Here is a 24,119-nt window from a genome sequence, read left to right as displayed (position 1 = left end):
AAGCGATCAGACGAGATCGAGCGTCGTACGGGCTGCGGCGGGATCGCCGGAGTACGCGGATGCTTCGATCACGGCACGATCGGTGGCGGGAACGAATCCGCCGTCGCTCCATCGGTTCGTCGGTCGCAACGACGCCCGAACGGCGACTCGCGTCGTCTCACCGGGCGCGAGCTCGACCGGCGCGAATCCGAGCAGGACACGCCGCGGGAAGTCCTCCGCCTCGAGTACGCCGTAGATCTGGACGACGTGACGCCCGGGCCGCTCTCCCGTGTTCGACACCGTCACGTGGGCGTCGAAATGCTCACCCTCGACGTTCTCCACGCTGACCTCGGAGATGCCGAAGGTCGTGTACGACAACCCGAATCCCAGAGGGAATGCGGCATCCCGACCATCGCGGTCGAGCAGTCGCTGGCCATGCCAGCGGTCATAGGTGATGGTGGTCGCGTCGATGTCGAAGTACGGCAGGTGGCTCTCGTCCGTCGGGATCGAGTACGGAAGTCGCCCCGTCGCATCATGTTCTCCGAGCAGGACGTCGGCGAGCGCGTGCCCGCCCTCGCTGCCGTCGTACCAGCCGACCAGGATCGCGGGAACGCTGTGACGCCACTCCTCCGTGATCACGGCACCTGCGGTGACGATCACCACGACAGTGCGGGGATTCGCTGCCGCGACAGCGCGGATGATCTCCGCATCGACCGGGCGCACCCGCAGCGAAGTGCGGTCGCCGCCCATCGCGGTGCCCATCGTGATCGCCTCATCACCGTCTGCTGCCGCGAAGAGCACGGAGGGGTCGATGCCCTCGGGAGGAGGTGGGAAGAGCCCCTGAAGGGTCGGGTCGCTGGTCAGATCTCCCAGGAACTCCCCCTCGTCCTCGGCGGTGTACCCGACGACGACGATCGCGGCATCCGCGCCCAGGGCCGCGTCCGCAGCCAGCCGGGCATCGTCCTCACCGCGGAAGACGACGTCGACGTCAGGAAGCGCGGCGACGAGTCCCTGGAGGGGCGTCACCACCTCGGGCGAGCGGACGCTGGAGGAGCCACCGTCCCCGGTGTTCGCGATGTCCGCCAGCCGGCCGATCACCGCGAGTCGCGAGAGCTCTCCGGCGTTGAGAGGAAGGACGGGCACGCCGTCGATGGGCTCGTTCTGCACGAGCACCGCGGCCGAGGCGGCTGCGTCGCGAGCAAGCTGACGATGTTCGAGGGAGAACACGACGTCGGGTCCGGGCTCCGGAGCGAGGTCGCGGGAGGCGAAGGCGAGCTGCGTCGAGAGGATGCGTCGAGCGGCTCGGTCCACATCGTCCCAGGATGCCCGCCCCTCTTCCAGATCGGCCGGAAGATGCTGCGCGCGCTGCTGGCGGAACGGCTCTTCGACATCGAGGCCGGCGTGCAACGAGCGGGCGGGATCGCGTAGCCCGAAGATGAAGTCCGAGACCGTGACGCCGGTGAATCCCCATTCGCCACGAAGGATGCCCTCCATCAGCGTCTCGTTCTCTCCGGCCCACTCACCGTTCACGCTGTTGTACGCGGTCATGATGCCGTCGACCCCCTCCTCGACGGCGCGGCGGAAGTGCGGCAGGTAGACCTCATGCAGGGTGGCATCGTCGGCGGTGACGTCCACCGTGAAGCGCGCGTTCTCCATGGAGTTGAGCGCGTAGTGCTTCGCCACGGCCATCGCGTGTCGTCGGACCCCTCGGGTCAGCGCGGCACCGAACTCCCCCAGGGCGAGACTGTCCTCACCGTAGGTCTCCTGCGAACGCCCCCAGGCGGGGTGGCGAGGAAGGTTGATGCAGACTCCGCCGAAGAAGTTGGCCCCCTGCGCGCGCAGCTCCGCGCCGATCGCCTCACCGATGCGCTCCTCCAGCTCGACGTCCCACGTCGCGCCGCGAGCCATCGACACAGGGAACGCCGTGGACCTGCCCACGACGGCCCCTCGCGGGCCGTCGCTGAACCGAAGGCCGGGGATTCCCAGACGATCGATACGGCCCATCACGATCGGGACCGTGTTGTATCCCTTCATCATCTCTGCCAAGCCCGGCCAGAACTCGTCGTCTCCATCGAGCAGAGCCAGCTTCTCGTCACGAGTCAGCTCGTTCAGGAGCTTCTCGGTCTCCGCCTGAAGGTCAGCGCCCCCGCGGATCGCGCGCACGCCACATTCGAACTGCTCGCCGGTTTCGGTCGTCGTCGACATCTCTCTCCATCCTTACCTGCACCAGTGCCGGTAAGAGAATTGTAGGGACGCGCAACATATCCCGCAAGCCCCGTGTGGGAAGCTGAGGATATGCCTCCCTCGCGCCCTCGGACACGGCTTACGCCCGATGTCCGACGCGCGCAGATCATCGAGGTCGCCACGCGGCTGATCGCCGCCGCAGGGTTCAACACGTTCACGATGTCCGAACTCGCGAAGGAGGCCGGACTCTCCCGCGCGGGCGTGGAGCATCACTTCCCCTCGAGAGAAGACGTCCTCGTCGCCGTGCTCCGCCATCGCGACGAGGTCGACGAGGCCGCAGTCACCCAGTCATTCCCCGCACCTCCGCACGATCGGGAGACCACGCGCGCACTCCTCGCCGCACTCGTACGCCGCAACGCAGGACAGCGTGAGATCGTCAGGCTGTACACGATCCTCGGCGCCGAGGCCCTGGACCCTGGGCACCCGGCGCACGACTACTTCGCCGAGCGGTTCGTCTACGCTCGAGAGCTGATCGCCTCGTCGACTCGTGAGTGGGCAGAGGATCCCGAGATGCTCGCAGTCGAGCTGCTCGGCCGGATGGACGGTTTGCAGCTCCAGTGGCTGCGCGACCCGACACTCGACCTCGAGGAGCTGTGGGCCAGAGCCGAGGATCTTCTGACCTGAGCGGACGCCACGGCGGCAGACTCAGGCAGAACGATTGCCGCACCGCAGCGGGGTCGCGGCACCTCGCTGATCAGCCGAGTTCTGCGACGACCTCGGTCGACGTCAGGACACGCCCGATGACCGGAAAGACCGTGCGCATCGCATGCTCGAGCGACGATGCCTGCAGATCGGCGATCGCATCCGACACCACGGCGACATGGAAGCCGAGATCGCGTGCTGAGCGCCGCCTTCAGGACGCCCCCGGCTTGCGCGAACTCGGGACTCCCGGCGATCCATCGACGCTCACGTCGTCCACGTGAAAGAATCCTGCTGTGGTGCAGCCCAATGAGACCTCAGGAGCACCCACACCGCACCCGACCATGGCCGACGTCGCCCGGCTCGCCGGCGTCTCGCGCCCTCTGGTCTCGATGGTGATGCGAGACAAGCCCGGGCCGTCACAGGAGTCGAAGGATCGCATCCTCGCGGCAGCCCGCGAGCTCGGCTACCGCCCCAATGCCTCTGCACGATTGCTTCGCAAGAACCGCACGGGTCTGATCGGTGCGATCTTCTGGATGGGAAGCCCGTTCCAGGTGCGCGTCGTCCAACAGCTGTTCACCAAGGCGACCGAACTGGGGTACGGCATCGCCCTCGGCCCGACCTCGGCGGACCGCCCCACTGAGTCCGTCGTCGCCCAGCTCATCGAGGAGCGGGTCGAGGCCCTCGTCGCGTTCAACCTCGACCCGGCATCCCCGGCGTTCCAAGAGGCCACCCGGCGCATCCCCACCGTGCTCCTCGGCGAGTGGGACGACAGCCGATCGAGCGACAACGTCCATGTCGACGAGGACGAGGGCCTGCGGCTGGTCGTCGAGCACCTCACCTCTCTGGGGCACCGCGACATCGCCTACGTCGGCGGCGAGGGCGGAAAGCTCGGTCGCGACCGGGCGAAGTCCTACGAACGGGCTATGCACGCCGCCGGCCTCGCCGATCGGATCGATGTCATCGCGACCGGGTTCTTCGAGGAGGACGGCGCGGCCGCCGCGCACGAGTACCTGCGGCGCGATCGACGCCCGACAGCGCTCGTCTGCGGCGGCGACCTCACGGCGGTGGGTCTGCTCGCCGTCCTGGTGAGGGCAGGCGTGTCCGTCCCCGAGGACGTCTCCATCGTCGGGTTCGACGACAGCTACATCGCGGGCCTCTCCTACAACCAGCTCACGACCGTGCACCAGGACGTCGATGAGACGGTGGATGCCACGCTCGCAGCGATCCTCGCCCGCCTCGAGGACTTCGACCGCCCGGCATCCGTCATCGCCACCTCTGCGACGCTCGTCGTCAGAGCGACGACGGGGCCCGCACCTTCAGCATGAGAAAGACCGCCGTCCGGGAGGTCAGGGCTCCCGGACGACGGCCTGGCTTCTGTGATCAGCGGACTCCGCGGATCGGCAGGACGACGATCGCACCGATCAGCGCGATGGCGCCGGCTCCCCAGAGCAGGGCGACGTAGTTACCCGTCGCACCGCCGATGCCGAGCAGCACAAGACCGAGTGCGGGTGCGAGGGACTGCGGCAGCGAGTTGGCGATGTTGATCACCCCGAGGTCCTTGCCGGGCTTCTCGGGATCCGGAAGCACGTCGACCACGAGCGCTGTGTCCACGGCGGTGTAGACGCCGTAGGCGAGCCCCAGGACGACCTCGGCGATGTAGAAGGCTCCGACTCCGTCGGCGAAAGCCAGCATCACGAGCCCGACGCCGAACAGGAGAGTCGATCCGGCGACGAACGCCTTGCGACGGCCCAAGCGATCGGAGAGCCAGCCGGAGACCACCGTCGCGATCATGAGGGCGATCGTGTAGAAGAGCACACCGTTGGCGACCGCCGTCAGGGCGACATCGCTGTCGAGTCCCAGGTGATCGGTCATGTACAGGTAGCGGTAGGTCGTGAACAGCATCGACGCGAAGATGATGAGGAACCTCGACCACCAGGCGAGAGCGAAGTCGGGGTGCTTGATCGGGTTGGTCCAGAACGTGGAGATGATCCGCACGAAAGAGAACTTCCGAGGCTCGACCTCGGGGAGCTTGTCCGGCGTGATGAAAACGTAGATGGCGACGAGCACCACACCGATGATGCCCGGGAGCAGGAAGAGCACCGGCAGGTTGTCGGCCAGCAGCACGGCGCCGTAGATGCCGGCGAGGATCGAGACGTTCTGCGCGAGGGCGAAGATGCTCGATCCACGACCGCGCTGGTTCTCGGGCACGTTGTCGGCGAAGCTCGCGATCAGGGTGGCCGATGCGGCGTTCGACGCGAGCTGGCAGATGAGCCACGCGAAGGTCAGCTCGAGGACGCTCGACGAGACCGACACCCAGAAAAGACCGCCGAGCAGACCGAGGATTCCGGCAAGCAGCCAGGGCTTACGGCGCCCCCATCGGGTGCGCGTCGCGTCGCTGAGTGCGCCGAAGACGGGGTTTCCGATCAGGGCTCCGAGTGCACCGATCGGCAGCACGCTGCCCACGACGGATGCCGGGTCGGTCGGATTGATCTCCTGGGCCTTCAGCTGCATGCTGATGAACACCGGCGAGAGAATCGCGATGAAGATCCCGAACTGGGCGAGGCCTAATCCGAGGAAGTACAGGTTGCTCACCCGCTTGATCGGGGTGTCCGTCGTGTACGGATGAGCTGGCAGTTCCGTTGCCATCCGACGCCTCCTTGAGTCGCTTGTCAATCCCTCATTTGTCATCGGTGACGACCGAATTAGCACGTGCCAACCTAAGGGCTGTCCGCTACATTAGCTCGTGCTAATGATCTTGTCCACACCGATGTCGAATCGAGAGACGCCCATGCTTCCCGCACACCTGCCCACTCCGACTCTCTACAGCTCCGGCGCGGGCGAACCGTCGCTGCGATGGGGCATCGTCGGTCCGGGCTGGATCGCCGGCGAGTTCGCGAAGGCACTGCAGGCACACACCGACCAGAAGCTCGTGGCCGTGTCGTCGCGCTCCCCCGAGACCGGCGCCGCGTTCGCCGCCGCGCACGGCATCGCACGAGTGCACGGCTCGGTCGACGCACTCGTGAACGATCCCGAGGTCGACGTCGTCTACGTCGCAACGACCCCCACCTCGCACCTCGAGATCGGCTTGGCCGCGATCGCCGCGGGCAAGCATGTGCTGATCGAGAAGCCCTTCACGGTCAGCGCCGCCGAGGCTCACCAGCTCACGGACGCCGCCCGCCGCGCGAACGTGCTCGCGATGGAGGCGATGTGGAGCCGCTACCTTCCGCAGACCTCGGTCATCCAGCAGCTGCTCCATGACGGAGTGCTCGGCGATGTCCGCCAGGTGCTCGCCGACCACGGTCAGGCGATCGCCGCCGGGCCCGAGCACCGCCTGTTCCGCCCCGAGCTCGGCGGCGGCGCGCTTCTCGACCTCGGCATCTACCCCGTGCAGTTCTCGTCGATGGTGCTGGGCGCCCCCACCACCGTCTTCGCCGCCGGCGAGATGACCGCCACCGGTGTGGATGCCGCGTCGACCGTGGTGCTCACGCACGCTGGAGGGGCGCAGTCGACGCTGCACTCGTCGATCATCGCCCGCACGCCCATGGCCGGAGTCATCGCCGGGACCGACGCGACGATCTCGCTCGACGGCCCGTTCTACAACCCGACGACGTTCACCCTGATGGGCGCCGACTTCTTCTCGACGCCGCTCACCTGGAGCGATCCCACCGATGTGCGCGGCTTCGCCGGCCTGTCGTGGGAGGCGAACGCCCTCGCCCGCTTCGTCGGCGAGGGACGCCTCGAGTCCCCCGTGCACACCCACGACGAGACGATCTCGATCCTCACGACCATCGACCAGGCGCGCGCACAGGTCGCGCAGCGCTGACCCCTCGACACGAACGGAACCCCTCATGAGCACCCTCATCGACACACTCGCCCAGCAGGAGGAGGAGCTCGTTTTCGACTCCTTCGACCTCGAGCAGGCCTGGCTCCTCGGCACCCGCATCACCCAAGCCGCCCGTGCGGCCGGCCACGCGGTCGGGATCGACATCCGACGCCCTGGCTTCACCCTCTTCCGGGCAGCACTGCCCGGCATCACCGCCGACCAGGACGTCTGGCTCGCCAGGAAGGCCGCGGTCGCCCTGCGCATGGAGAAGAGCGGCGCCCGCGTCGAAGCCGAATGGAGAGAGATGGGCATCGATCCGTTCACCGGTGGATGGCTCGGCGAGGACTACGCGGTCACCGGTGGGTCGTTCCCGATCCGCGTGCGCGGTGTAGGCGTCGTCGCAGCCGTCTCGGTGTCGGGCCTGGCCTCGTCGGAGGATCACGACCTCATCGTGGCCGGCATCCGCGCGCACCTCGAGGAGGCGGCGCGATGATCGACGCGAGCGAGTTCCCCCCGCGCGTGCTGGCCCCGGGCCAGGTGGCACGGATCCGCGTCTGGGAGCGCGACGGCGGAGCGACCCGCACGGTGTTCACCTCGTCGGACGTGTTGTTCGAGGCCCCGAACTGGACGCACGACGGCCGGCTGCTCATCAACGGCGACGGCCTGCTGTGGACGCTGCCCGCCGACGGGTCGCAGGCTCCGACGCGCATCGACGCCCCGGGCCTGCCCGACGTCAACAACGATCATGTGCTTTCCCCCGACGGCGGCACCGTGTACGCCTCGGCGAACGACTGGCACATCTGGACGCTGCCGCTCGCGGGCGGCGCACCCGTACGGGTGACCCCCGACGACGGCGCACTGCACTTCCTGCACGGTGTCAGCCCCGACGGCGAGCGCCTCGCCTACGTCAGGCTCGTCCCCGAGGGTGACGACTGGTGGGCTCACGCCTCGATCCACACGATCGCGATCGACGGCACCGACGACGTGGCGGTGACGACTCATCGCGGTCCCGCCGACGGCAGCGAGTGGTCGCCGGACGGCGAGTGGATCTACTTCAACACCGAGCAGTTCTCCGAGACCGCAGGTCACGCGCAGATCGCGCGCATCCGTCCCGACGGCTCGGGGATCGAGCAGCTGACCTTCGACGAGCGCGTGAACTGGTTCCCGCACCCCGCACCCACCGGTGACCTGACGGTGTACCTCAGCTTCCCTCCGGGGACGACCGGGCACCCTGCCGACCTCGCCGTGGAGCTGCGCCTGGTCGGCGAGGACTGGTCGGCGCCCCATACCCTGCACGAGCTCGACGGCGGTCAGGGCACGATCAACGTCCCCAGCTGGGCACCCGACGGCTCGGCATTCGCCTTCGTGGACTACCCGTTCCTCGGCGACGACGACCGCACGGCCGACGAGTCATGAGCGCCGCACCGCTGCGGGTCGGGATCATCGGCACCGGCATGATCGCGAACGCGCACGTCCGCGCGGCGAGGGATGCCGGCGCACAGGTGGTCGGCGTGCTCGGCTCGCGCCCCGGGCGCTCGCGCGAGGCCGCCGACGCGTGGGGACTCTCGACCTCCTGGAACGACCTCGATGCCCTGATCGCCGACCGCCCGGACGTCGTGCACATCTGCACGCCGAACGATACCCACCTCGACTACGCCCTCACGCTCACCGCCGCAGGGCTGCACATCGTCGTCGAGAAGCCGATCGCGACCACGGTGCAGGACGCACGTCTGCTCGTCGAGGCGGTCGAGAGAGCGGGCACCGTCGCCACCGTGCCCTACGTCTACCGCTATCACCCGCTGATCCGCGAGATCCGTGCTCGGCGTCTGGGCGGAGAGCTCGGGCGGGTGCTGCTCGTGCACGGCTCATACCTGCAGGACTGGCTGCTCTCGGCCGATGCGTCGACGTGGCGCGTCGATCCGCGCTCGGGTGGCGAGTCGCGGGCGTTCGCGGACATCGGCTCGCACTGGGCAGACCTCGCGGAGTTCGTCTCCGGCGAGCGCTTCGTCGAGGTCACCGCCGCGGCATCCATCGCGCACCCCACGCGACCGGTGCCGTCCGGACCGTCGTTCAGCGGCGACGGCGGCGGCGACCGGGTGCCGGTCACGACCGAGGACATCGGTCTCGCGACGTTCCGCGCGGCGAGCGGCGTCCTGGCCAACACCGTGATCTCGCACGTCTCCGGCGGCCGGAAGAACCGCCTCTGGATCGAGATCGACGGCTCCGCACAGTCCGCGGTCTTCGACCAGGAGCAGCCGGATGCCGTCTGGTTCGGCTCGGAGGAGGGCGCGACGGTCCTCCGACGCGGTGAGGGCTCGGTCGCCGCAGACCAGGGCCGTCTCAACCGCACGCCGGCGGGTCACGCGCAGGGCTGGCCCGACGCGTTCTCGTCGTTCGTGGCGGACACCTACGCCGCTGTCCGCGGCGAGAACCCCGAAGGACTCCCCACCGTCGTGGACGGACTGCGATCGGTCGAGATCATCGACGCATTCCTGCGGTCGTCGAACTCGGGGGCGTGGACCGAGATCGTCGACGAGACCCTGCACGCCGAGGAGGCAGCATGAGCGCCGGACGCGCCCCCGTCACCCTGTTCACCGGCCAGTGGGCCGACATGCCTTTCGAGGAGCTCGCCCGCCGAGCATCCGAGTGGGGCTACGACGGCCTGGAGATCGCCGCATCCGGCGACCATCTCGATCTCCGCCGTGCGGACGAGGACGAGGCGTACCTGAGGTCACGGCTCGAGATCCTCGACCGCTACGGGCTGAAGGTGTGGGCGATCTCGAACCATCTCGCCGGCCAGGCGGTCTGCGACGACCCGATCGACTTCCGTCATCAGGCGATCCTGCGCGACTACGTGTGGGGCGACGGCGATGCCGAGGGCGTGCGTCAGCGCGCGGCGGAGGACATGAAGCGTGCGGCGCGCGTGGCTCGCAAGCTGGGGGCGGACACCGTCGTCGGGTTCACCGGATCGAAGATCTGGCCCTACGTCGCGATGTTCCCACCGGTTCCCGCCGCGGTGATCGACGCGGGCTACCAGGACTTCGCCGACCGGTGGAACCCGATCCTCGACGTCTTCGACGCCGAGGGCGTGCGGTTCGCCCACGAGGTGCACCCCTCGGAGATCGCCTACGACCACTGGACCTCGGTGCGCACCCTCGAGGCCATCGACCGTCGAGCGGCGTTCGGCTTCAACTGGGATCCCTCGCACATGGCCTGGCAGGGCGTCGACACAGTCGGATTCATCTCGGACTTCGCCGACCGGATCTACCACGTCGACTGCAAGGACACCCGCATCCGCACTGCCTCCGGCAGGCAGGGGATCCTCGGCTCCCACCTCCCCTGGGGTGACCCGCGACGCGGCTGGGACTTCGTCTCGACCGGGCACGGGGACATCCCCTGGGAGGACGCGTTCCGCGCGCTCTCGGCGATCGGCTACGAGGGTCCGATCTCGATCGAGTGGGAGGACGCGGGCATGGACCGGCTGCACGGTGCCGCCGAAGCCGTGACCTACATCCGGTCGCTGCTCTGGAAGCTGCCCGAGGCGTCGTTCGACGCGGCGTTCAGCAACCAATGACCGGCAGCCTGCTCGGGGTCGACGTCGGCGGAACCGGGATCAAGGCCGGTGCGGTCGACGCCGGGACGTCGACCGTGCTGCGCCGCCGCGAGACGCCCACGCCCCTCGGCGGCGAGCCGCTCGCGATCGCGGCTGCCGTGCGCGGCATCCTGTCGGAGATCTCGGACGATGCCGATGCGCCTGTGGGGATCTGCCTGCCCACGATCGTGGTCGGAGGAGTGGCGCGGTCGGCGGCCAACGTCTCGACGGCGTGGATCGGCACCGATGCGGTGGCGCTGTTCCAGGACGAACTGCAGCGTGCGGTGCAGGTGCTCAACGATGCGGATGCTGCGGGCCTGGCCGAGATCGCCGCGCTCGACGAGCAGCAGCGCGCGGGTGTCGTGATCGCGATCACGCTGGGAACGGGCATCGGATCCGCGCTGTTCACCGACGGCGTGCTCACCCCGAACACCGAGCTCGGCCACCTCACGATGGACGGCGAGCTCGTCGACAGGTCCGTCGGGTTCTCGGCCATCCGTCGCGAGAACCGCGCGGTCGAGGTCTGGGCGGAGCGGGTCGACCGCTACCTCCGTCACCTCCAGCGCCTGTTCTCGCCGTCGCTGTTCGTGATCGGCGGGGGGCGGCAGCATCTACTTCGACGAGATCCGTGCGCGGCTCGACGTCGACGCCCCGATCGTCCGCGCGGCCTTCGGCAACGACGGGGGCATCGTCGGCGCGGCGGTGGCCGCTGGCTCGTCGCGCCGACGATGACGGGTTCCGCGCACGGGAGCGCGGCCGGGTACGCCGAGGGCTGCGTCTCGATCGGCGGCTGCCCGAACCGCGACGGAGAGCTGCTCACCTGCGTCGAGGCGATGACCCGGCGTCGATCCGACTTCCAGGCCGCTCGTCTCCCCCGGGATCACCCGCTCCCCCGTTCTCTGTCGTTCTCGCCGCCGGGGGCGCTCGATCGCGTGCACGGCACCGCCTGGGGGTATCGCCGCGGCTGCCGGCAGGACAGCGGATGCCCGCACTGGGGGTCGGGACGGAAGACCTGCGCGCAGGCCCGTCGCGACTACCTCGCCGAGTACCGGGCCCGTCGGATGGACGGCCATGGCAAGGCGGTGGAGCACGGCACCACGCGCGGCGCGCTCAGCGGATGCACCGACGAGGCCCGGTGCCCGCGGGGTGCCGACGGTCTCACCTGCCTCGAGGCTCGCCGCCGGTCGCGCCTGGCCGCGGCCCGACGCAGCGGAGTGGCCCCGCGGGTGGAACCGGTGATCGCGGATGCGATCCTGCCGATGATCCGGGACCTGCGGCTCGAGGGATGGTCGATCCGCAGGATCGCCCGCGAAGCGGGGTGCGGAGCCGAGACCGTGCGCCGTCTGGTCGTTGCAGCAGATACGGGGATCTGCGGCGTGCGCGTGCGCCCGGAGACGTTCGCGACGCTCGTCGGCATGCAGCGAAGGCGCGACTCAGCATGCGTCGCCCAGGACTCTCACCGGTCGATGGAGGCCATGTTCCCGTCGTCGTGACGAGCGCCGGCCGCCGGCGTCAGGTCGTCGAGGCGCGCGACCTGGCTCGTGGTGAGCTCGATCCGATCGGCGGCCGTGTTCTCCTCGACCCGGTCGACGCGACGCGTTCCCGGGATGGGAGCGATGTCGTCTCCTCGGGTCAGCAGCCACGCGAGCGCCGTCTGCGCCGGTGTCGCCCCGGCTTCCGCGCCGATCGCACGGACCTCTTCCACGATGGCGAGATTCCGGCTGAAGTTCTCGCCGGTGAACCGGGGGTTGGTTTTGCGCCAGTCGTCGTCAGGGAAGTCGGCGACGGTGCGGATCCGCCCGGTGAGCAAGCCATGGCCGAGCGGCGAGTACGGCACGAGCCCGATTCCGAGCTCGCGCAGAAGGGGAAGGATCTCGGCTTCCACATCGCGGGTCCACAGCGAGTACTCGGTCTGCAGCGCGCTCACGGTCTGCACCGCGTGGGCTCGCCGAATGGTCTCCGGCGATGCCTCGGACAGGCCGAAGTGCAGGACCTTGCCCTCGGCGATCAGATCCGCGACAGCGCCCGCGGTCTCCTCGATGGGCGTGTTCCGGTCGACCCGGTGCTGGTAGTAGAGGTCGATGTGGTCGGTGCCGAGTCTCCTCAGCGACCCTTCGACGGCAGTGCGGATGTTCGCCGCGCTGCTGTCCGGGCTGCGCTGATCGAGGTCGTGGGAATACAGTCCGAACTTCGTCGCGATGACGACGCCGTCGCGACGCCCCGTGAGCGCACGACCGACGATCTCCTCACTGAGGAAGGGCCCGTAGATCTCGGCCGTGTCGATGTGCGTGACCCCGAGGTCGAGAGCGCGGTGGATCGTGCGGATGGATTCGGCCTCATCCAGACCGCCTTCGGCGGTGTACGTGCCCGCCATGGTCATGGCGCCGAGGCCGATGCGAGAGACCTCGAGGGTCCCGAGTCGTGCGTTCTTCATGAGAGTTCTCCTGTGCGGTTGCGGGTGCTCACTCGTCGAAGGCGAGGGAGGCGGACAGGGCGCGATGGGCGTCGATCTGCCCCTGGATCGCGGCGAGGTTCCGCTCGACGCCGCTCATGACGTCCTCACCAGCGAGGAATCGCAGCGGCAGCTCGTCCGAGTCGGAGAGCGTGACGAGTGCGTCCGCCAGCTTCTCGGGGTCGCCGCCCTGAAGTCCGTTCATCGAACTCCAGGCGGCGATCGTCTGCGCAGTGCGCTCGGCGTAGTCCTCGATCTCGAGCTCGGGCCAGATCGTCGACGCGCCCTCGACGAGGAGTTCGGTGCGGAAGAAGCCGGGCTCGACGGCCATGGTCGTGATGCCGAACGGTGCGACGTCGTGGCGCAGGGACTCCATCCATCCCTCGAGAGCGAACTTCGATGCCGCGTATGCCGCGCAGAACTACTGCCCCATGAGTCCGGCGGCCGAGGTCACGGTGATGACCTGTCCCGAGCGCTGCGCCCGCATCACCGGGAGGACCGCGCGCGTCACGTTCAGCGGTCCGAAGAAGTTCGTCTCCACCTGGGCACGGAACTGCTCGGGGCTGATGTTCTCGAAGTATCCGGCGTAGAAGTTGCCCGCGTTGTTGACGAGCACATCGATGCGGCCGAACCGCTCGACGGCCGCAGCCGCCGCGCGCTCCGCGGCATCCGGGTCGGTGATGTCGAGGGCGACGGCGAACAGGTTCTCAGCCGCTCCGATCGCCTTCTCGACTCGCGCCGCATCTCGGCCGGTCGCGACGACCGAATGGCCTGCCGCGAGGGCTGCGCGGGCGATGTCGAGGCCGAGGCCGCGGCCCGCCCCGGTGATGAACCAGACGTTCGTGCTCATGGTGATGCCTTTCCTGAAGTCTTCGCCGCTCCGTGCGGGGCGGCCGATGGAACGAGTCAACGCGCATCTCTCGCCGTGAGCGTGGCCCCGTCTACAGGTGCCCTCGCAGGGCCCCTCACGATCGCGCCGCGAGGCGTAACGTCGGTGGCATGGACATCCACGACGACCTCAGCGAGTTCCTCACCACTCGCCGAGCCAGGCTGACGCTGGCAGACGTCGAGCTGCCGGACTTCGGCGGGCGCCGCCGCGTGCCCGGGCTTCGCCGCGAAGAAGTCGCTCTGCTGGCCGGCATGAGCGCCGAGTACTACAAGCGGCTGGAACGCGGCAACGCGACCGGGGTCTCCGAAGCCGTCGTCGACGGCGTGAGCCGCGCTCTGCGACTCGACGATGCCGAGCACGCGCACTTCACCGACCTCGTCCGCGCGGCGAACGTCGGAGCGCATCCGCAGCGTCGTCGAGCGACGCGCACGCATCAGTTGACTGCGGGGATGCGGCAGACCATCGAGGCGATGTCCACCGTGCCGGTATTCATCCAGAACGGGCGCCTCGACTTCATCGGCGCCAACCGCCTCGGACGCGCGCTCTTCTCCGAGATGCTCGATGCGGCGATCGCCCCCGCGAACGCCGCGCGCTTCGTCTTCCTCGATCCGAGAGCCCAGACTTTTTACCAGGACTGGCCGAGCAACACCCGTCAGATCGTCGCGATCCTGCGCGCCGAGGCGGGACGCTCACCGTACGACCGGCGGCTCAGCGATCTGGTCGGTGAGCTCTCCACCCGCAGCGAGCTCTTCCGAAGGCTCTGGGGTGCGCATGACGTCAAGGAGCACCGCACCGGGCTCAAGAGCATCCATCACCCGATCGTCGGAGACCTGACGCTGACCTACCAGAGCATGGATCTCGCGTCCGACCGCGACCTTCAGATGCTCGCGTTCTCGGCAGAGCCCGGATCGGAATCGCACGATCGCCTACAGATCCTCGCGAACTGTGCAGAGACGAACGATGCCGAGATGCGGCGCGATGCGCTCGAGCGCGACGCCCCGCAGCCCTCGGCGGATCCTGGATTCAGGATCTGACCAGGAAATCTACTGCGGAGACGAGGGGATTTGAACCCCTGGTCCCCGTGAGGGGACTCCACCTTAGCAGGGTGGTGCACTCGGCCGGACTATGCGACGTCTCCAGGCATCCGCTCCGAAGACCGGATGCACTCTGTCAGTGTAACGGTTCCGGCGGGCGGCCACGAATCGACTCGCGAATCGGGGCGTTTCGTCTCGCTCGCGGTTCCTGAGCGCGGGGCGAAGCGACCGGATCATGGACGTTTCGTCTCGCTTCGCTCGCTCAACGACCGGAGAGCTTCTCGGTTCCTGAGATCGGGACGTTTCGTCTCGCTTCGCTCGCTCAACGACCGGAAGTGCGCATTCCGAGCGAAGGGCGTTTCGTCTCGCTTCGCGGTTCCTGAGCGAGGAGCGAAGCGACGAGACGAAGGGCGCTCAACGACCGGCCGACGAGTCCCGCACCACGAGCTCGGGCTGGAACCGCACCCTGCTGTCGTGGTCGACGCCGTCGAGCTCCTTGAGCAGCAGATCGACGCCGGTCCACCCGAGCAACCGGGCGGGCTGGCGCACCGAGCTCAACGGCACCACGGTCGCGGACGCGAAGTCGATGTCGTCGTAGCCGACCATCGCGATGTCCTCGGGAACACGGATGCCGGAGCCGAAGCTGAACGCCTGCAGCAGCCCGACCGCGAGCAGATCGTTCGCCGCGAACACGGCGTCCGGTCGCTCCCCCTCGGGGCGGGCGACAAGCTCCTCCCCCGCCTCACGCCCCTGCAGCACCGTGAGCGACGGCTTCTCGATCACCTCGAGGGTCGCGTCGGCACAAGAATCGACGGCAGCCTGCGCACCAGCCAGACGATCGGCCACCTGCTGCACCGACCGCGGCCCGCACACGTAGGCGATGCGACGTCGCCCCGACGACAGCAGATGATCCACCGCGAGCCGCCCTCCCTCGACGTCGTCGACCGACACCGACGGCAGCAGCCCCTGCTCGACCTCGCGGTCGACGAGGATCACCGGGGTTCCCCCGGCGGCGAACCGGTGCACACCAGTGAGGTCGTCCGACGCGGGCGTGAGCAGCACGCCGTTCACCCGCTGCTCCTGGAACAGCTCGAGATGCGCCACCTGACGCTCATCGCGCTCGTCGCTGTTGCCGAGCAGCACGGTCATGCCGGCATCCGCTGCCCGATCCTCGGCCCCTCGCGCGACCTCGGCGAAGAACGGGTTGCCGATATCGGGCACCACGAGCCCGATACTGCGACTGCGCCCGGCCCGCAGCTGACGTGCCGCGTCGTTGCGCACGAATCCCAGCTCCCGGATCACGCGCTGCACGCGCTCGACCGTCGCCTCCGACACCCGATCGGGCCGGTTGAGCACGTTCGAGACCGTCCCGACAGACACACCCGCCGCGGCCGCGACATCCTTGACGCCGACTGCCATCAGGCACCCCCGTTCAGAGAGAAATCACCGTATCGGACAACACTCTCATCACCGAGCGGTTTCTATCGGATACGACGCTCGGGGATCGCCACCGCGGCGAGCGCGGCGCAGCCGAGACCGGCGATGACGAGCGGCGCCAGCATCCACGTCACGACCCCGGCGAACACGGCCGTGGCCGCGAGGTACGCCGTGCCGGCGGCATCCGACATCGCCGCCTGCGGCACCGCACGGACGGCCATCGCCCAGCCCCGCGCCGGGTCCCACTGCTGGGCCGCGATGAGCAGCGCGACCGCGAGCACCAGCAGGCCCGCCCAGCCGACCACCGCGATGACCTGACCGCCGGGAAGAGCACCCGTGCCCGCGAGCACGATGTCGAGGCCCAGCACCGCGGCGATCACGGCCGCCGGGACACCGACGGCGAGCGACGGCACGATCCCCGCGCGCACCTCCTGCCAGAACAACGTCGTGCGCGAGTCCTCGGCGGCGACGAAACGCCGCAGGTGCCGGATGCCGGCGGCCAGGGCGATCGGCAGGGTCACGACGGCGAGCGAGAGCAGGGCCATCAGCAGACCGACCGTGAGCACCTCGCCGAACAGGCCGAACTTCGCCGCGGCGCCGGGGTTGCGCCCCGGCTCCACACCCTCGCGGGTGGGGCCCGCACCGGAGCGGGCCTCGCGGACGGCGGCCCGCTCCGCCTTGCGCTCTCCGCTGAAGATCGACATCGTCAGCCCTTCAGTCCTTGCGTGGCGACGCCGTCGACGAGGAACCGCTGGAATACGACGAAGAACAGCAGCACCGGCAGCAGCGCGACGAACGAGGCCGTGACGGTGGCACCGTAGTCCGACGTCGACGTCTGGTCGTTGTACAGACGCAGCGCGATCGGAAGCGGATAGTTCTCGGGGCTCGTCAAGTACAGCAGCGGCCCGAGGAAGTCGTTCCACGCCCAGATGAACGCGAAGATCGCACAGGTGATCAGCGCCGGCTTGATGAGCGGCAGGATGATCGACCAGAAGATCCGGAGGTGACCGGCGCCGTCGATGCGGGCGGCCTCGTCCATGTCGCGCGGCATCTGGCGGATGAACTGCACGAGCAGGAACACGAAGAACGCCTCGGTGGCGAGGAACTTCGGCAGGATCAGCGGGATGAACGTGTCGACCCAGCCGAGCTGGTTGAAGATGATGTACTGCGGGATGATCACGACGTGGAACGGCAGCAGCAGCGTGCCGATCATCGCCGCGAACAGGACGCCGAGCCCCTTGAACTGCACCCGTGCGAACGCGTACGCCGCGAGAGCGGACGACAGCACGGTGCCGACCACTGCGGATGCCGCGAGCACGAACGAGTTGAGGAAGAAGCGCCACATGGGCACTCCGGCGATGCCCTCGGAGATCTTGACGTAGTTGTCGATCGTCGGCGCGTTCGGGAACAGGCCCGGGTTCTGACCGAACTCCGAGTTCGGCTTGAACGTCGAAAGGAACAGCCACACCAGCGGGTACAGCACGATGGCCGTGACGATGATGAGGCCGATGAACCAGATGACGGTCTGCCAGGTCTTGCGGCTCACCCGCCGCCGGGTGGACGGAGCGGATGCCGTCACGACGGCTTCGGTGGTGAGTTCGGGTCGCGTGGTGGTCATCGGTCGTCTCCCGAGTAGTGCACCCAGGAGCGCTGGGTGCGGAACAGGATGAAGGCGATGATCGCGACGACGATGAGCAGCACCCACGCGATCGCGGCCGCGTAGCCCATCTGTCCGTCGGAGAATCCTCGCTTGTACAGGTACACGGTGATGAAGTTCGTCATCCCGGCGGGGCCGCCGGTTCCGTTGGAGATGATGTACGCCGAGGCGAACACCTGGAAGGCGCCGATCAGGCCGAGCAGCAGGTTGAAGAACATCACCGGCGAGAGCATCGGGATCGTCACGGCGCTGAACCGGCGGAACGCGTTCGCGCCGTCCATCTCGGCCGCCTCGTACAGCTCCTTCGGGATCTGCTTGAGACCCGCGAGGAAGATCACCATCGTCGACCCGAACTGCCACACAGCCAGCAGGATCATCATCGGAAGGATCAGGTCGGGGTTGCCGATCCAGCCGCCGATGTCGATGCCGAAGATCTGCAGTCCGCTGTCGACCGGCCCTTCGCTGGAGAACATCGCCCTCCACACGATCGCCACCGAGACCGAGCCGCCGATCAGCGACGGCGCGTAGAACGCCGAGCGGAAGAAGCCGGCGCCCTTGTCTCGGTAGTTCAACAGCATCGCGACGCCGAGAGCGGCCGCCAGCGTGATCGGGGTTCCGATGAAGACGTAGACCAGCGTGATCTGCGAGGACTGGATGAAGTTCGGGTCGCTCGTGAACAGGCGGACATAGTTGTCGAAGCCGATCCACTTGGGCGGCTGGAAGATGTTGTACTTCGTGAACGAGAGGTACAGCGAGTAGATCATCGGCACGGCGGTGAGGCCGAAGAAGCCGATCAGCCACGGGGTGAGGAACGCGTAGCCCGCCGCGGTCTCCTTGCGCGACCTGGCGCGCTGACCGGGGCGCTCGAACACCTTCTCCGGGCGGCGACCGCTGCGCAGAGCACGGCCGCGTGGGGATGGGTTCTCGGTGACGATCACCCGTGTCTCCGTGGTGCTCACGTCGACTCCTTCCGAGTTGTGAGGGCCGGGCCCGCGTCAGCCGCGGGCCCGGCCGGGGATCACTGGTTGAGGACGACGTCCATCTCCGAGAAGAACTGGGAGACCGCGTCATCGACGGTGGTGGTGCCGAAGTTGAGTTCGGTGCCGAGCACGCGGAACTTCTCCTCGAGAGTGCCGTAGCCGACGATCGGCACGGGCGGCGCGTCGCCGAGACGGTCGGCGATGGACTCCTCGTAGTCCTTGACCTGCTGGCTCATCGTGTCGAGGTCGGCGGCTTCGAGAGCCGTCTCGGATGCCGGCAGACCGCGGTTCGTGCCGAAGATCTTCCCCGCCTCCGGCGAGTTCACCAGGAAGTCCACCAGGGTTGCCGCGGCTTCGGGGTGCTCGGTCTTCGCCGAGATCGTGTGCAGCATCGACGGCTTCAGGTAGAGGTCCTTCGCGCCTTCCTTCGTGACCGGAGGGGCGATGAGGCCGAGTTCGGTGTAGCCCTCGCCGAGGTTGGCGAGGTAGCCGGCTCCGAAGTTGTCCCAGGTCAGCTCACTGGCTCCCTTCGCGGAGTCGAACGCGGTGAGCGGGTTGAGCTCCTCGACCACCTGCTGCGGCACGACCTGACCGTCGCGAGCATCCGCTCCCGACTCCCAGAACTCGGTGAGCCGCTCCTCGTCGAAGCCGGGGGTGCCGTCCTCGTTGAAGAGGTTCTTGCCCTCGCTGCGCAGCTGCAGCTCGAAGTTCTGGATGCGGCCGGTGTAGTCGCTTCCGCCCCAGAACGCTCCGCCGCTGGCCTCGGTGACCTCGGCGATCCAGTCGTTGTAGTCCTCCCAGCTGCCACCCTCGAACTCCGAGACACCAGCGGTCTCGAGGAGGGCCGGGTTGGTGAACAGACCCCAGGCGTTCGTGGAGGTCGTGATGCCGTAGGTCGTGTCGTCGACGACGCCGATGCCGAGGATCTGGTCCGACAGCCCGTCGGTCTGGATGATGCTGCCGAGGTAGGGCTCGAGGTCGAGCAGGAGTCCGTTCTCGGAGTACTGACGGAGGTACGAGTAGTCGAACTGCATGACGTCGGGGAGTCCGCCGCCCGCTGCCTCGGTCTGACGCTTCTCCCAGAACTCGGGGAAGGTGAGGAACGTCGCATTCACCGTGATGTTCGGGTATTCCTCGTTGAACGCGTCGATCGCCTGGTTGTACAGGTCTGCGCGCACGTCGTTGCCCCAGAAAGCGAGGTCGAGCGTGACCTTCTCATCGGGGTCGAAGCTCGGCTCCCCCTGGGGAGCGCTGCTCCCGCCGCAGCCTGCGAGCACCAGCGCGGCACTCGTCGCGACCGCCGCGACGGCCGCCACACGCTTCTTGCTGAACATCGTCGTCCTCTCTGAACGTCCTCGTCCGGCTGAGCCGCGGAACGTCACTGTCCGTGTGTGGTGAGCGATTCACCCGGACATCGGGAAAACGCTTACCGTCACGCTAGACCAGTTTGAAACGTTTTGCAAGCGCGATCTGCGATGATCGATAAAACGTTTTCTCACACTATAGTGCCCCGTATTCAGAGAATATCGATCTTCAGCGCATCCTCACGCACGACGAGGCGTCCGCGGTACACCGCCGAGCGGCGCATCTCCCCCGCAGCATGGGGCTCCCCGACCTCGGGGCGCGCGAAGTAGTGGAACCACAGGTCATCGCCGTGACGCACCTGAGCACCGTGGCTGCCGAGGCCTCCGGCCGGTGCCGCGTCGAGGATCACCGCATCCTCCCCACCTTGGCGGGTCCAGGTCACGGCATCCGATGAGCGGTACACGCCCATCCCCCGCCACTCGTCGACGATCATCCACCACCAGCTGCCGAGCTCGAACACGGTAGGCCCCTCATGCGGGCGTCCGCCGATCGCGACCCCCTCGTCGCACCACGACACGAGGTCGTCCGAGACCGCGACCTTCGTGACCGAATCCGCCGCCTCGTCCTTGTACCAGAGTCGCCAGCGTCCGTCAGGAGTGCGGGCCGCAGCGGCGTCGATCACGCGGTCGCTCGCCAGTGCGAGCGGACCGATCCGCTGCCAGGAACGCAGATCCTCTGACACGTACTCGACGATCGCCCTGGCGTGGCCCGGCCACCGATCGGGGATGCCGTCGATCTCGGTGAGGTACATCCGCCAGCGCGTGCCGTCGTGGATCACCTCGGGCGCCCAGTGCGTGCGGTCGACGAGCTCGGGTGGTCCGGCCGGATCGAGCGCGAGACCGGACGCCGAAGGCTCGAGGGTACCCTGATAGCTCCACTCGAGTCCGTCCGCCGACGCGGCGACGCCTATGCGGGTGCCGTGGATCCACGAGACGCCAGGCCCGGCATCCGCGACGTTCGCCCGACGCTGGGTGTAGAACATCCACCAGCGGCCGGCGTCGTCGATCACGACCCGCGGATCGGTCGGCCCGTCGTACACGGGGTCGCGGTAGAGCTCGCTCATGCCCGCAGGTCCGTCACCGGGCTCGCGAAGCCCGCCCGGTGCGTGGGGTGCGCGGCGAGGATCTCGGGGGTCACGACCGCGCCGTCGGCGGCCGCCGAGGCGTAGACGGCGGCGACGATCTCGAGCGAGCGGGCCGGAGCGTCCGCCGTCGCCGGCAGCGGCGCGTCATCGAGCAGGGCGTCGAACACGTCGCGCAGCAGTGGCGCGTGGTCGCTGCGCTCCTCCGCGTCGGGGAACGCCCAGCCGGCGGCCTCGTCCTCGAATCCGGGCGCGGGGGTGATGCGCCAGTTCTCATGCCCGTGCCCGTAGAGGTGGTCGACCGAAATGGTCGCCTTCTGGGTGTCGATGCGGATCGAGCTCGTCTCGCGCGGCGACACCGCACTGGTCACGAGCTGCGCGACCACACCGCCCTCGAACAGCACGGTCGCGGTCGAGACGTCTTCGGTCTCGGTCTCGCGGTCGAGCCGCCACAGCCGCCCCTGCACGGCGGACCAGTCGCCGAGCAGGTGCGCGAGCAGATCGATCTGGTGGATGCCGTGCCCCAGGGTCGTGCCCCCGCCCTCCGTCGCCCACTCGCCGCGCCACGGCACCGCGAAGTAGTCGGCGCCGCGGAACCACAGCGTTTGGCAGACGGCGACGAGCGGACGACCCAGCGCCCCACTGCGCAGCAGTGCGCGGACGTGTGCGGCACCCGTTCCGGTGCGCTGTTGGAACACGACCGCCAGGCGGCGTCCGGCCCGGTCGGCGGCGGCCCGCATCTCGTCGAGTTCGTCGAGCGACGGTGCCGGCGGCTTCTCGACCACGACGTGGGCGCCGGCGGCGAAGGCGGCGAGCGCCTGCTCGCGGTGCACGCCGGGCGGGGTGCAGATGAGGACGACGTCCGGATGCTGCGCGGCGAGCATCTCGTCGAGATCGCCATAGGCTGCCGCGACGCCGTACTGCGCGGCGAACGCCTCTGCGGCGTCGAGACGGATGTCGGCGACGGCGACCAGCTCGGCCAGCGGGTGCGCGGCCACCGCCCTCGCGTGCAGGTTCGCGACGGCGCCGGTGCCGACGAGTGCGCAGCGGAGGGTCGGCGTGGTCATGAGTCCTCCTCGGGACGGGGATGGCGGGTGCGGGACGGGACCTTCGGCAGGCTCAGGGACCCGCTCATCGGGACGCCCCGTTCTGCACCAGGTGCAGGTGGGCGTAGCGTCCACCAGCGGCGAGCAGCTCCTCATGCGAGCCCTGCTCGACCACTCTGCCGTGCTCGAGCACGACGATGCGATCGGCGCGACGGATCGTCGACAGACGGTGCGCGACGACCAGTGTGGTGCGGCCGGCCATGAGCCGCTCCAGCGCCTCCTTCACCAGCCCCTCGGACTCGGGGTCGAGGGCGCTGGTGGCCTCGTCGAGCAGCAGGATGCGCGGGTCGCGGACCAGCGCCCTGGCGATCGCGAGCCGCTGGCGCTGTCCGCCTGAGAGCCGCGCCCCGCGTTCCCCGACCACGGTGTCCCAGCCTTGGGGCTGATCGCAGACGAACTCCCAGGCGTTCGCGTCACGCAGCGCCTGCTCGACGCGATCTGGCGAGGCGTCGCGCAGCCCGTAGGTCACGTTGTCGAAGATCGAGCCCTCGAACAGCACCGATTCCTGCGGCACGACCGAGATCGATCGCCGGACGGTACGCAGGTCCAGCTCCTGCATGTCGCGTCCGTCGAGCAGGATGCGACCGCTGGTCGGTCGCACGAAGCCCAGCACGAGGTTCAGCATCGTGGACTTGCCCGAACCCGATGACCCCACGAACGCGACCGTCTCCCCTGGCGCGATGCGCAGATCGATCGCACGCAGCGCGTCGTCATCGGCATCCGCGTATCGATGGGTCGCCGTCTGCAGCACGATCTCGCCGCCGACCGTCTCGACCCGGCTCTTGCCCGAGTTCTGCTCGACGTCGGGTTCCTGCAGCACCTCGGCGATCGACCGCACGGACTCCAGCCCGCGCGCACCGACGGGGATCAGCATGAGCAACTGCGTGATGCCGCCGGTGAGCAGGGTGAAGTACGTGGAGAGCATGACGACCTCACCGGGCGTGATCGGCAGGAAGCCGGTGAGCGCGCAGACCGCCGCGAGCATGAGGCAGGCGACGCCGAGCAGTTGCATGGCGACCCACGACATCGAGGCGACCCGCCCGTTGAGCAGGTCGAGGTCGAGACCGGCGCGCCGCACGCCATCGGCTCCGCCGGCGACGCGGGTGATCGCGGTCTCCTCGAGACCGTGGGCGCGGGTCACCGGGATCAACGAGGCCATCTCGCCGACGCGCGCCGACAGGGTCTCGATCTCCCGCCGGAAGATCTCGTTGCGACGCCTCGAGCGGTTGCGCATCGCATAGCGGATGGCGATCGCGATCGGCACCGCGAGCGCGTACACCGGCAGGAACTGGGGCACCGTGATCGCCGTCATCGCGAGCGCACCGACCATGACCATGAGCGAGGAGAGCAGCGGGTGGGTCACCTGTTGCAGCATCAGCTCGACGTTCTCGACGTCGCGCACGACCTTGGTCTGCACGATCGATGAGCTCGTGCGGGTGTGGTAGCCGATCGACAGGCTCTGCAGTCGCGCCGTGAGCGCGTTGCGCAGGTCGGCGCCCAGGTCGCGCACGACCGTCATGAAGTTGCGGGTGTAGAGGATGTTGTTCGGGTAGTTCTGCACGAGCAGCACCGCGGCGAGCGCGAACCACCAGAGCACGCCGGCGACATCGCCATCACTCGCGACGATGTCGATGATGCCCGCCGTGATCACCGGCAGGAACCACAGCGGGATCTCCTTGACCGTGAACGCCGCGACGGCGAAGGTCAGACGCCACGGGCGCCGCGCGAGCAGTCGCAGCACGGAGCGGACCGGATGCTGACCGTCCACGAGCGCGGCCGGATGGGAAAGCGCTTTCTGTGGCATGCTCCTATCGTAGGCACAACAAGCCACCGCAGAG

20 protein-coding genes, 1 tRNA gene and 1 pseudogene are annotated in these 24,119 nt (G+C 68.5%); 9 read left to right on the top strand and 13 right to left on the bottom strand.

Translation table 11 applies throughout. The features are described 5' to 3' along the window. Positions 1-6: 6 nt before the first annotated feature. Entirely contained in the window at positions 7-2,184 is a 2,178-nt protein-coding gene (locus tag ACI3KS_RS09490) for a glycoside hydrolase family 3 C-terminal domain-containing protein (protein WP_404917577.1), read from the bottom strand. Between the two features lie 90 nt (positions 2,185-2,274). Here ACI3KS_RS09490 and ACI3KS_RS09485 point away from each other — a divergent pair, with 90 nt between their 5' ends. Both ACI3KS_RS09485 and ACI3KS_RS09480 read left to right on the top strand, forming a co-directional pair. Then, a complete protein-coding gene (locus ACI3KS_RS09485; protein WP_404917575.1) occupies positions 2,275-2,847 on the top strand; it encodes a TetR/AcrR family transcriptional regulator in 573 nt (190 codons plus the stop codon). Between the two features lie 311 nt (positions 2,848-3,158). Further along, a complete protein-coding gene (locus tag ACI3KS_RS09480; RefSeq protein ID WP_404917573.1) occupies positions 3,159-4,190 on the top strand; it encodes a LacI family DNA-binding transcriptional regulator in 1,032 nt (343 codons plus the stop codon). 55 nt (positions 4,191-4,245) lie between these two features. On the opposite strand, the gene ACI3KS_RS09475 is transcribed toward ACI3KS_RS09480, so the two are convergent. Then, positions 4,246-5,511: an MFS transporter gene (locus ACI3KS_RS09475; RefSeq protein WP_404917571.1), complete on the bottom strand. Its 1,266-nt coding sequence runs from the start codon at positions 5,509-5,511 to the stop codon at positions 4,246-4,248. A gap of 142 nt (positions 5,512-5,653) precedes the next feature. Between ACI3KS_RS09475 and ACI3KS_RS09470 the strand changes: the two genes are divergently transcribed. From ACI3KS_RS09470 to ACI3KS_RS09445, 6 genes are read left to right on the top strand one after another with little or no spacing between them, the layout of a single operon-like run. Next, entirely contained in the window at positions 5,654-6,688 is a 1,035-nt protein-coding gene (locus ACI3KS_RS09470; RefSeq protein WP_404917569.1) for a Gfo/Idh/MocA family protein, read from the top strand. Between the two features lie 25 nt (positions 6,689-6,713). Then, positions 6,714-7,181 carry a heme-binding protein gene (locus ACI3KS_RS09465; RefSeq protein ID WP_404917567.1) on the top strand — a complete coding sequence of 156 codons (468 nt, stop codon included), beginning with the start codon at positions 6,714-6,716 and terminating at the stop codon, positions 7,179-7,181. Then, a complete protein-coding gene (locus tag ACI3KS_RS09460) occupies positions 7,178-8,104 on the top strand; it encodes a TolB family protein (protein ID WP_404917565.1) in 927 nt (308 codons plus the stop codon). The genes ACI3KS_RS09465 and ACI3KS_RS09460 overlap by 4 nt, the downstream gene beginning before the upstream one ends. Then, positions 8,101-9,252 carry a Gfo/Idh/MocA family protein gene (locus ACI3KS_RS09455; RefSeq protein WP_404917563.1) on the top strand — a complete coding sequence of 384 codons (1,152 nt, stop codon included), beginning with the start codon at positions 8,101-8,103 and terminating at the stop codon, positions 9,250-9,252. Before ACI3KS_RS09460 ends, ACI3KS_RS09455 begins: the two co-directional genes overlap by 4 nt. Beyond that, a complete protein-coding gene (locus tag ACI3KS_RS09450; RefSeq protein ID WP_404917561.1) occupies positions 9,249-10,262 on the top strand; it encodes a sugar phosphate isomerase/epimerase family protein in 1,014 nt (337 codons plus the stop codon). Before ACI3KS_RS09455 ends, ACI3KS_RS09450 begins: the two co-directional genes overlap by 4 nt. Further along, complete coding sequence (locus ACI3KS_RS09445) at positions 10,259-11,773, top strand: ROK family protein (RefSeq protein ID WP_404917559.1); 1,515 nt, start codon at positions 10,259-10,261, stop codon at positions 11,771-11,773. Before ACI3KS_RS09450 ends, ACI3KS_RS09445 begins: the two co-directional genes overlap by 4 nt. Here the strand turns inward: ACI3KS_RS09445 and ACI3KS_RS09440 are convergent. Continuing rightward, positions 11,737-12,714, bottom strand: coding sequence for an aldo/keto reductase (locus ACI3KS_RS09440; protein WP_404917557.1), 978 nt, complete (start codon positions 12,712-12,714; stop codon positions 11,737-11,739). The two genes, ACI3KS_RS09445 and ACI3KS_RS09440, sit on opposite strands and share 37 nt — an antisense overlap. 28 nt (positions 12,715-12,742) lie before the next feature. After that, positions 12,743-13,582: pseudogene (locus tag ACI3KS_RS09435) on the bottom strand (SDR family oxidoreductase). A gap of 149 nt (positions 13,583-13,731) precedes the next feature. Here ACI3KS_RS09435 and ACI3KS_RS09430 point away from each other — a divergent pair. Beyond that, positions 13,732-14,655, top strand: a complete 924-nt coding sequence (locus ACI3KS_RS09430) for a helix-turn-helix transcriptional regulator (RefSeq protein ID WP_404917555.1) — start codon at positions 13,732-13,734, stop codon at positions 14,653-14,655. 15 nt (positions 14,656-14,670) lie between these two features. Here the strand turns inward: ACI3KS_RS09430 and ACI3KS_RS09425 are convergent. The 9 genes from ACI3KS_RS09425 to ACI3KS_RS09385 form a co-directional block, all read right to left on the bottom strand. Beyond that, positions 14,671-14,759: transfer RNA gene (locus tag ACI3KS_RS09425), tRNA-Ser, on the bottom strand. Between the two features lie 310 nt (positions 14,760-15,069). Further along, on the bottom strand, positions 15,070-16,074 hold the full coding sequence (locus ACI3KS_RS09420) for a LacI family DNA-binding transcriptional regulator (protein ID WP_404917553.1): 1,005 nt from the start codon (positions 16,072-16,074) through the stop codon (positions 15,070-15,072). Between the two features lie 62 nt (positions 16,075-16,136). After that, complete coding sequence (locus ACI3KS_RS09415) at positions 16,137-16,796, bottom strand: hypothetical protein (RefSeq protein ID WP_404917551.1); 660 nt, start codon at positions 16,794-16,796, stop codon at positions 16,137-16,139. Positions 16,797-16,798: 2 nt separating this feature from the next. Beyond that, on the bottom strand, positions 16,799-17,710 hold the full coding sequence (locus ACI3KS_RS09410) for a carbohydrate ABC transporter permease (protein ID WP_404917549.1): 912 nt from the start codon (positions 17,708-17,710) through the stop codon (positions 16,799-16,801). Continuing rightward, on the bottom strand, positions 17,707-18,708 hold the full coding sequence (locus tag ACI3KS_RS09405; RefSeq protein WP_404917547.1) for a carbohydrate ABC transporter permease: 1,002 nt from the start codon (positions 18,706-18,708) through the stop codon (positions 17,707-17,709). Before ACI3KS_RS09405 ends, ACI3KS_RS09410 begins: the two co-directional genes overlap by 4 nt. A 59-nt stretch (positions 18,709-18,767) precedes the next feature. Further along, positions 18,768-20,063 (bottom strand): ABC transporter substrate-binding protein, encoded by a 1,296-nt coding sequence (locus ACI3KS_RS09400; RefSeq protein ID WP_404917545.1) that lies wholly within the window; start codon positions 20,061-20,063, stop codon positions 18,768-18,770. A 182-nt stretch (positions 20,064-20,245) separates the two neighbouring features. Then, entirely contained in the window at positions 20,246-21,157 is a 912-nt protein-coding gene (locus tag ACI3KS_RS09395; RefSeq protein WP_404917543.1) for a hypothetical protein, read from the bottom strand. Then, the gene (locus ACI3KS_RS09390; protein WP_404917541.1) at positions 21,154-22,242 is read right to left on the bottom strand and encodes a Gfo/Idh/MocA family protein; all 1,089 of its coding nucleotides are present in this window, start codon (positions 22,240-22,242) and stop codon (positions 21,154-21,156) included. The genes ACI3KS_RS09395 and ACI3KS_RS09390 overlap by 4 nt, the downstream gene beginning before the upstream one ends. A 64-nt stretch (positions 22,243-22,306) precedes the next feature. After that, positions 22,307-24,085, bottom strand: coding sequence for an ABC transporter ATP-binding protein (locus ACI3KS_RS09385; RefSeq protein ID WP_404917539.1), 1,779 nt, complete (start codon positions 24,083-24,085; stop codon positions 22,307-22,309). Between the last annotated feature and the right edge of the window lie 34 nt (positions 24,086-24,119).

The organism is Microbacterium sp. ZW T5_45, assembly GCF_044987415.1.
Taxonomy (GTDB): Bacteria; Actinomycetota; Actinomycetes; order Actinomycetales; family Microbacteriaceae; genus Microbacterium.
This window is presented reverse-complemented; position numbering and strand designations above follow the sequence as displayed.

What these genes read in the sequence shown, in the direction of transcription:
- ACI3KS_RS09470 (WP_404917569.1), top strand. Translation starts at nt 5,654, where the DNA reads ATGCTTCCCGCACACCTGCCCACTCCGACTCTCTACAGCTCCGGCGCG.
- ACI3KS_RS09385 (WP_404917539.1), bottom strand. Translation starts at nt 24,085, where the DNA reads ATGCCACAGAAAGCGCTTTCCCATCCGGCCGCGCTCGTGGACGGTCAG.
- ACI3KS_RS09475 (WP_404917571.1), bottom strand. Translation starts at nt 5,511, where the DNA reads ATGGCAACGGAACTGCCAGCTCATCCGTACACGACGGACACCCCGATC.
- ACI3KS_RS09440 (WP_404917557.1), bottom strand. Translation starts at nt 12,714, where the DNA reads ATGAAGAACGCACGACTCGGGACCCTCGAGGTCTCTCGCATCGGCCTC.
- ACI3KS_RS09465 (WP_404917567.1), top strand. Translation starts at nt 6,714, where the DNA reads ATGAGCACCCTCATCGACACACTCGCCCAGCAGGAGGAGGAGCTCGTT.
- ACI3KS_RS09395 (WP_404917543.1), bottom strand. Translation starts at nt 21,157, where the DNA reads ATGAGCGAGCTCTACCGCGACCCCGTGTACGACGGGCCGACCGATCCG.
- ACI3KS_RS09430 (WP_404917555.1), top strand. Translation starts at nt 13,732, where the DNA reads ATGGACATCCACGACGACCTCAGCGAGTTCCTCACCACTCGCCGAGCC.
- ACI3KS_RS09450 (WP_404917561.1), top strand. Translation starts at nt 9,249, where the DNA reads ATGAGCGCCGGACGCGCCCCCGTCACCCTGTTCACCGGCCAGTGGGCC.
- ACI3KS_RS09390 (WP_404917541.1), bottom strand. Translation starts at nt 22,242, where the DNA reads ATGACCACGCCGACCCTCCGCTGCGCACTCGTCGGCACCGGCGCCGTC.
- ACI3KS_RS09410 (WP_404917549.1), bottom strand. Translation starts at nt 17,710, where the DNA reads ATGACCACCACGCGACCCGAACTCACCACCGAAGCCGTCGTGACGGCA.
- ACI3KS_RS09400 (WP_404917545.1), bottom strand. Translation starts at nt 20,063, where the DNA reads ATGTTCAGCAAGAAGCGTGTGGCGGCCGTCGCGGCGGTCGCGACGAGT.
- ACI3KS_RS09420 (WP_404917553.1), bottom strand. Translation starts at nt 16,074, where the DNA reads ATGGCAGTCGGCGTCAAGGATGTCGCGGCCGCGGCGGGTGTGTCTGTC.
- ACI3KS_RS09415 (WP_404917551.1), bottom strand. Translation starts at nt 16,796, where the DNA reads ATGTCGATCTTCAGCGGAGAGCGCAAGGCGGAGCGGGCCGCCGTCCGC.
- ACI3KS_RS09490 (WP_404917577.1), bottom strand. Translation starts at nt 2,184, where the DNA reads ATGTCGACGACGACCGAAACCGGCGAGCAGTTCGAATGTGGCGTGCGC.
- ACI3KS_RS09455 (WP_404917563.1), top strand. Translation starts at nt 8,101, where the DNA reads ATGAGCGCCGCACCGCTGCGGGTCGGGATCATCGGCACCGGCATGATC.
- ACI3KS_RS09445 (WP_404917559.1), top strand. Translation starts at nt 10,259, where the DNA reads ATGACCGGCAGCCTGCTCGGGGTCGACGTCGGCGGAACCGGGATCAAG.
- ACI3KS_RS09485 (WP_404917575.1), top strand. Translation starts at nt 2,275, where the DNA reads ATGCCTCCCTCGCGCCCTCGGACACGGCTTACGCCCGATGTCCGACGC.
- ACI3KS_RS09460 (WP_404917565.1), top strand. Translation starts at nt 7,178, where the DNA reads ATGATCGACGCGAGCGAGTTCCCCCCGCGCGTGCTGGCCCCGGGCCAG.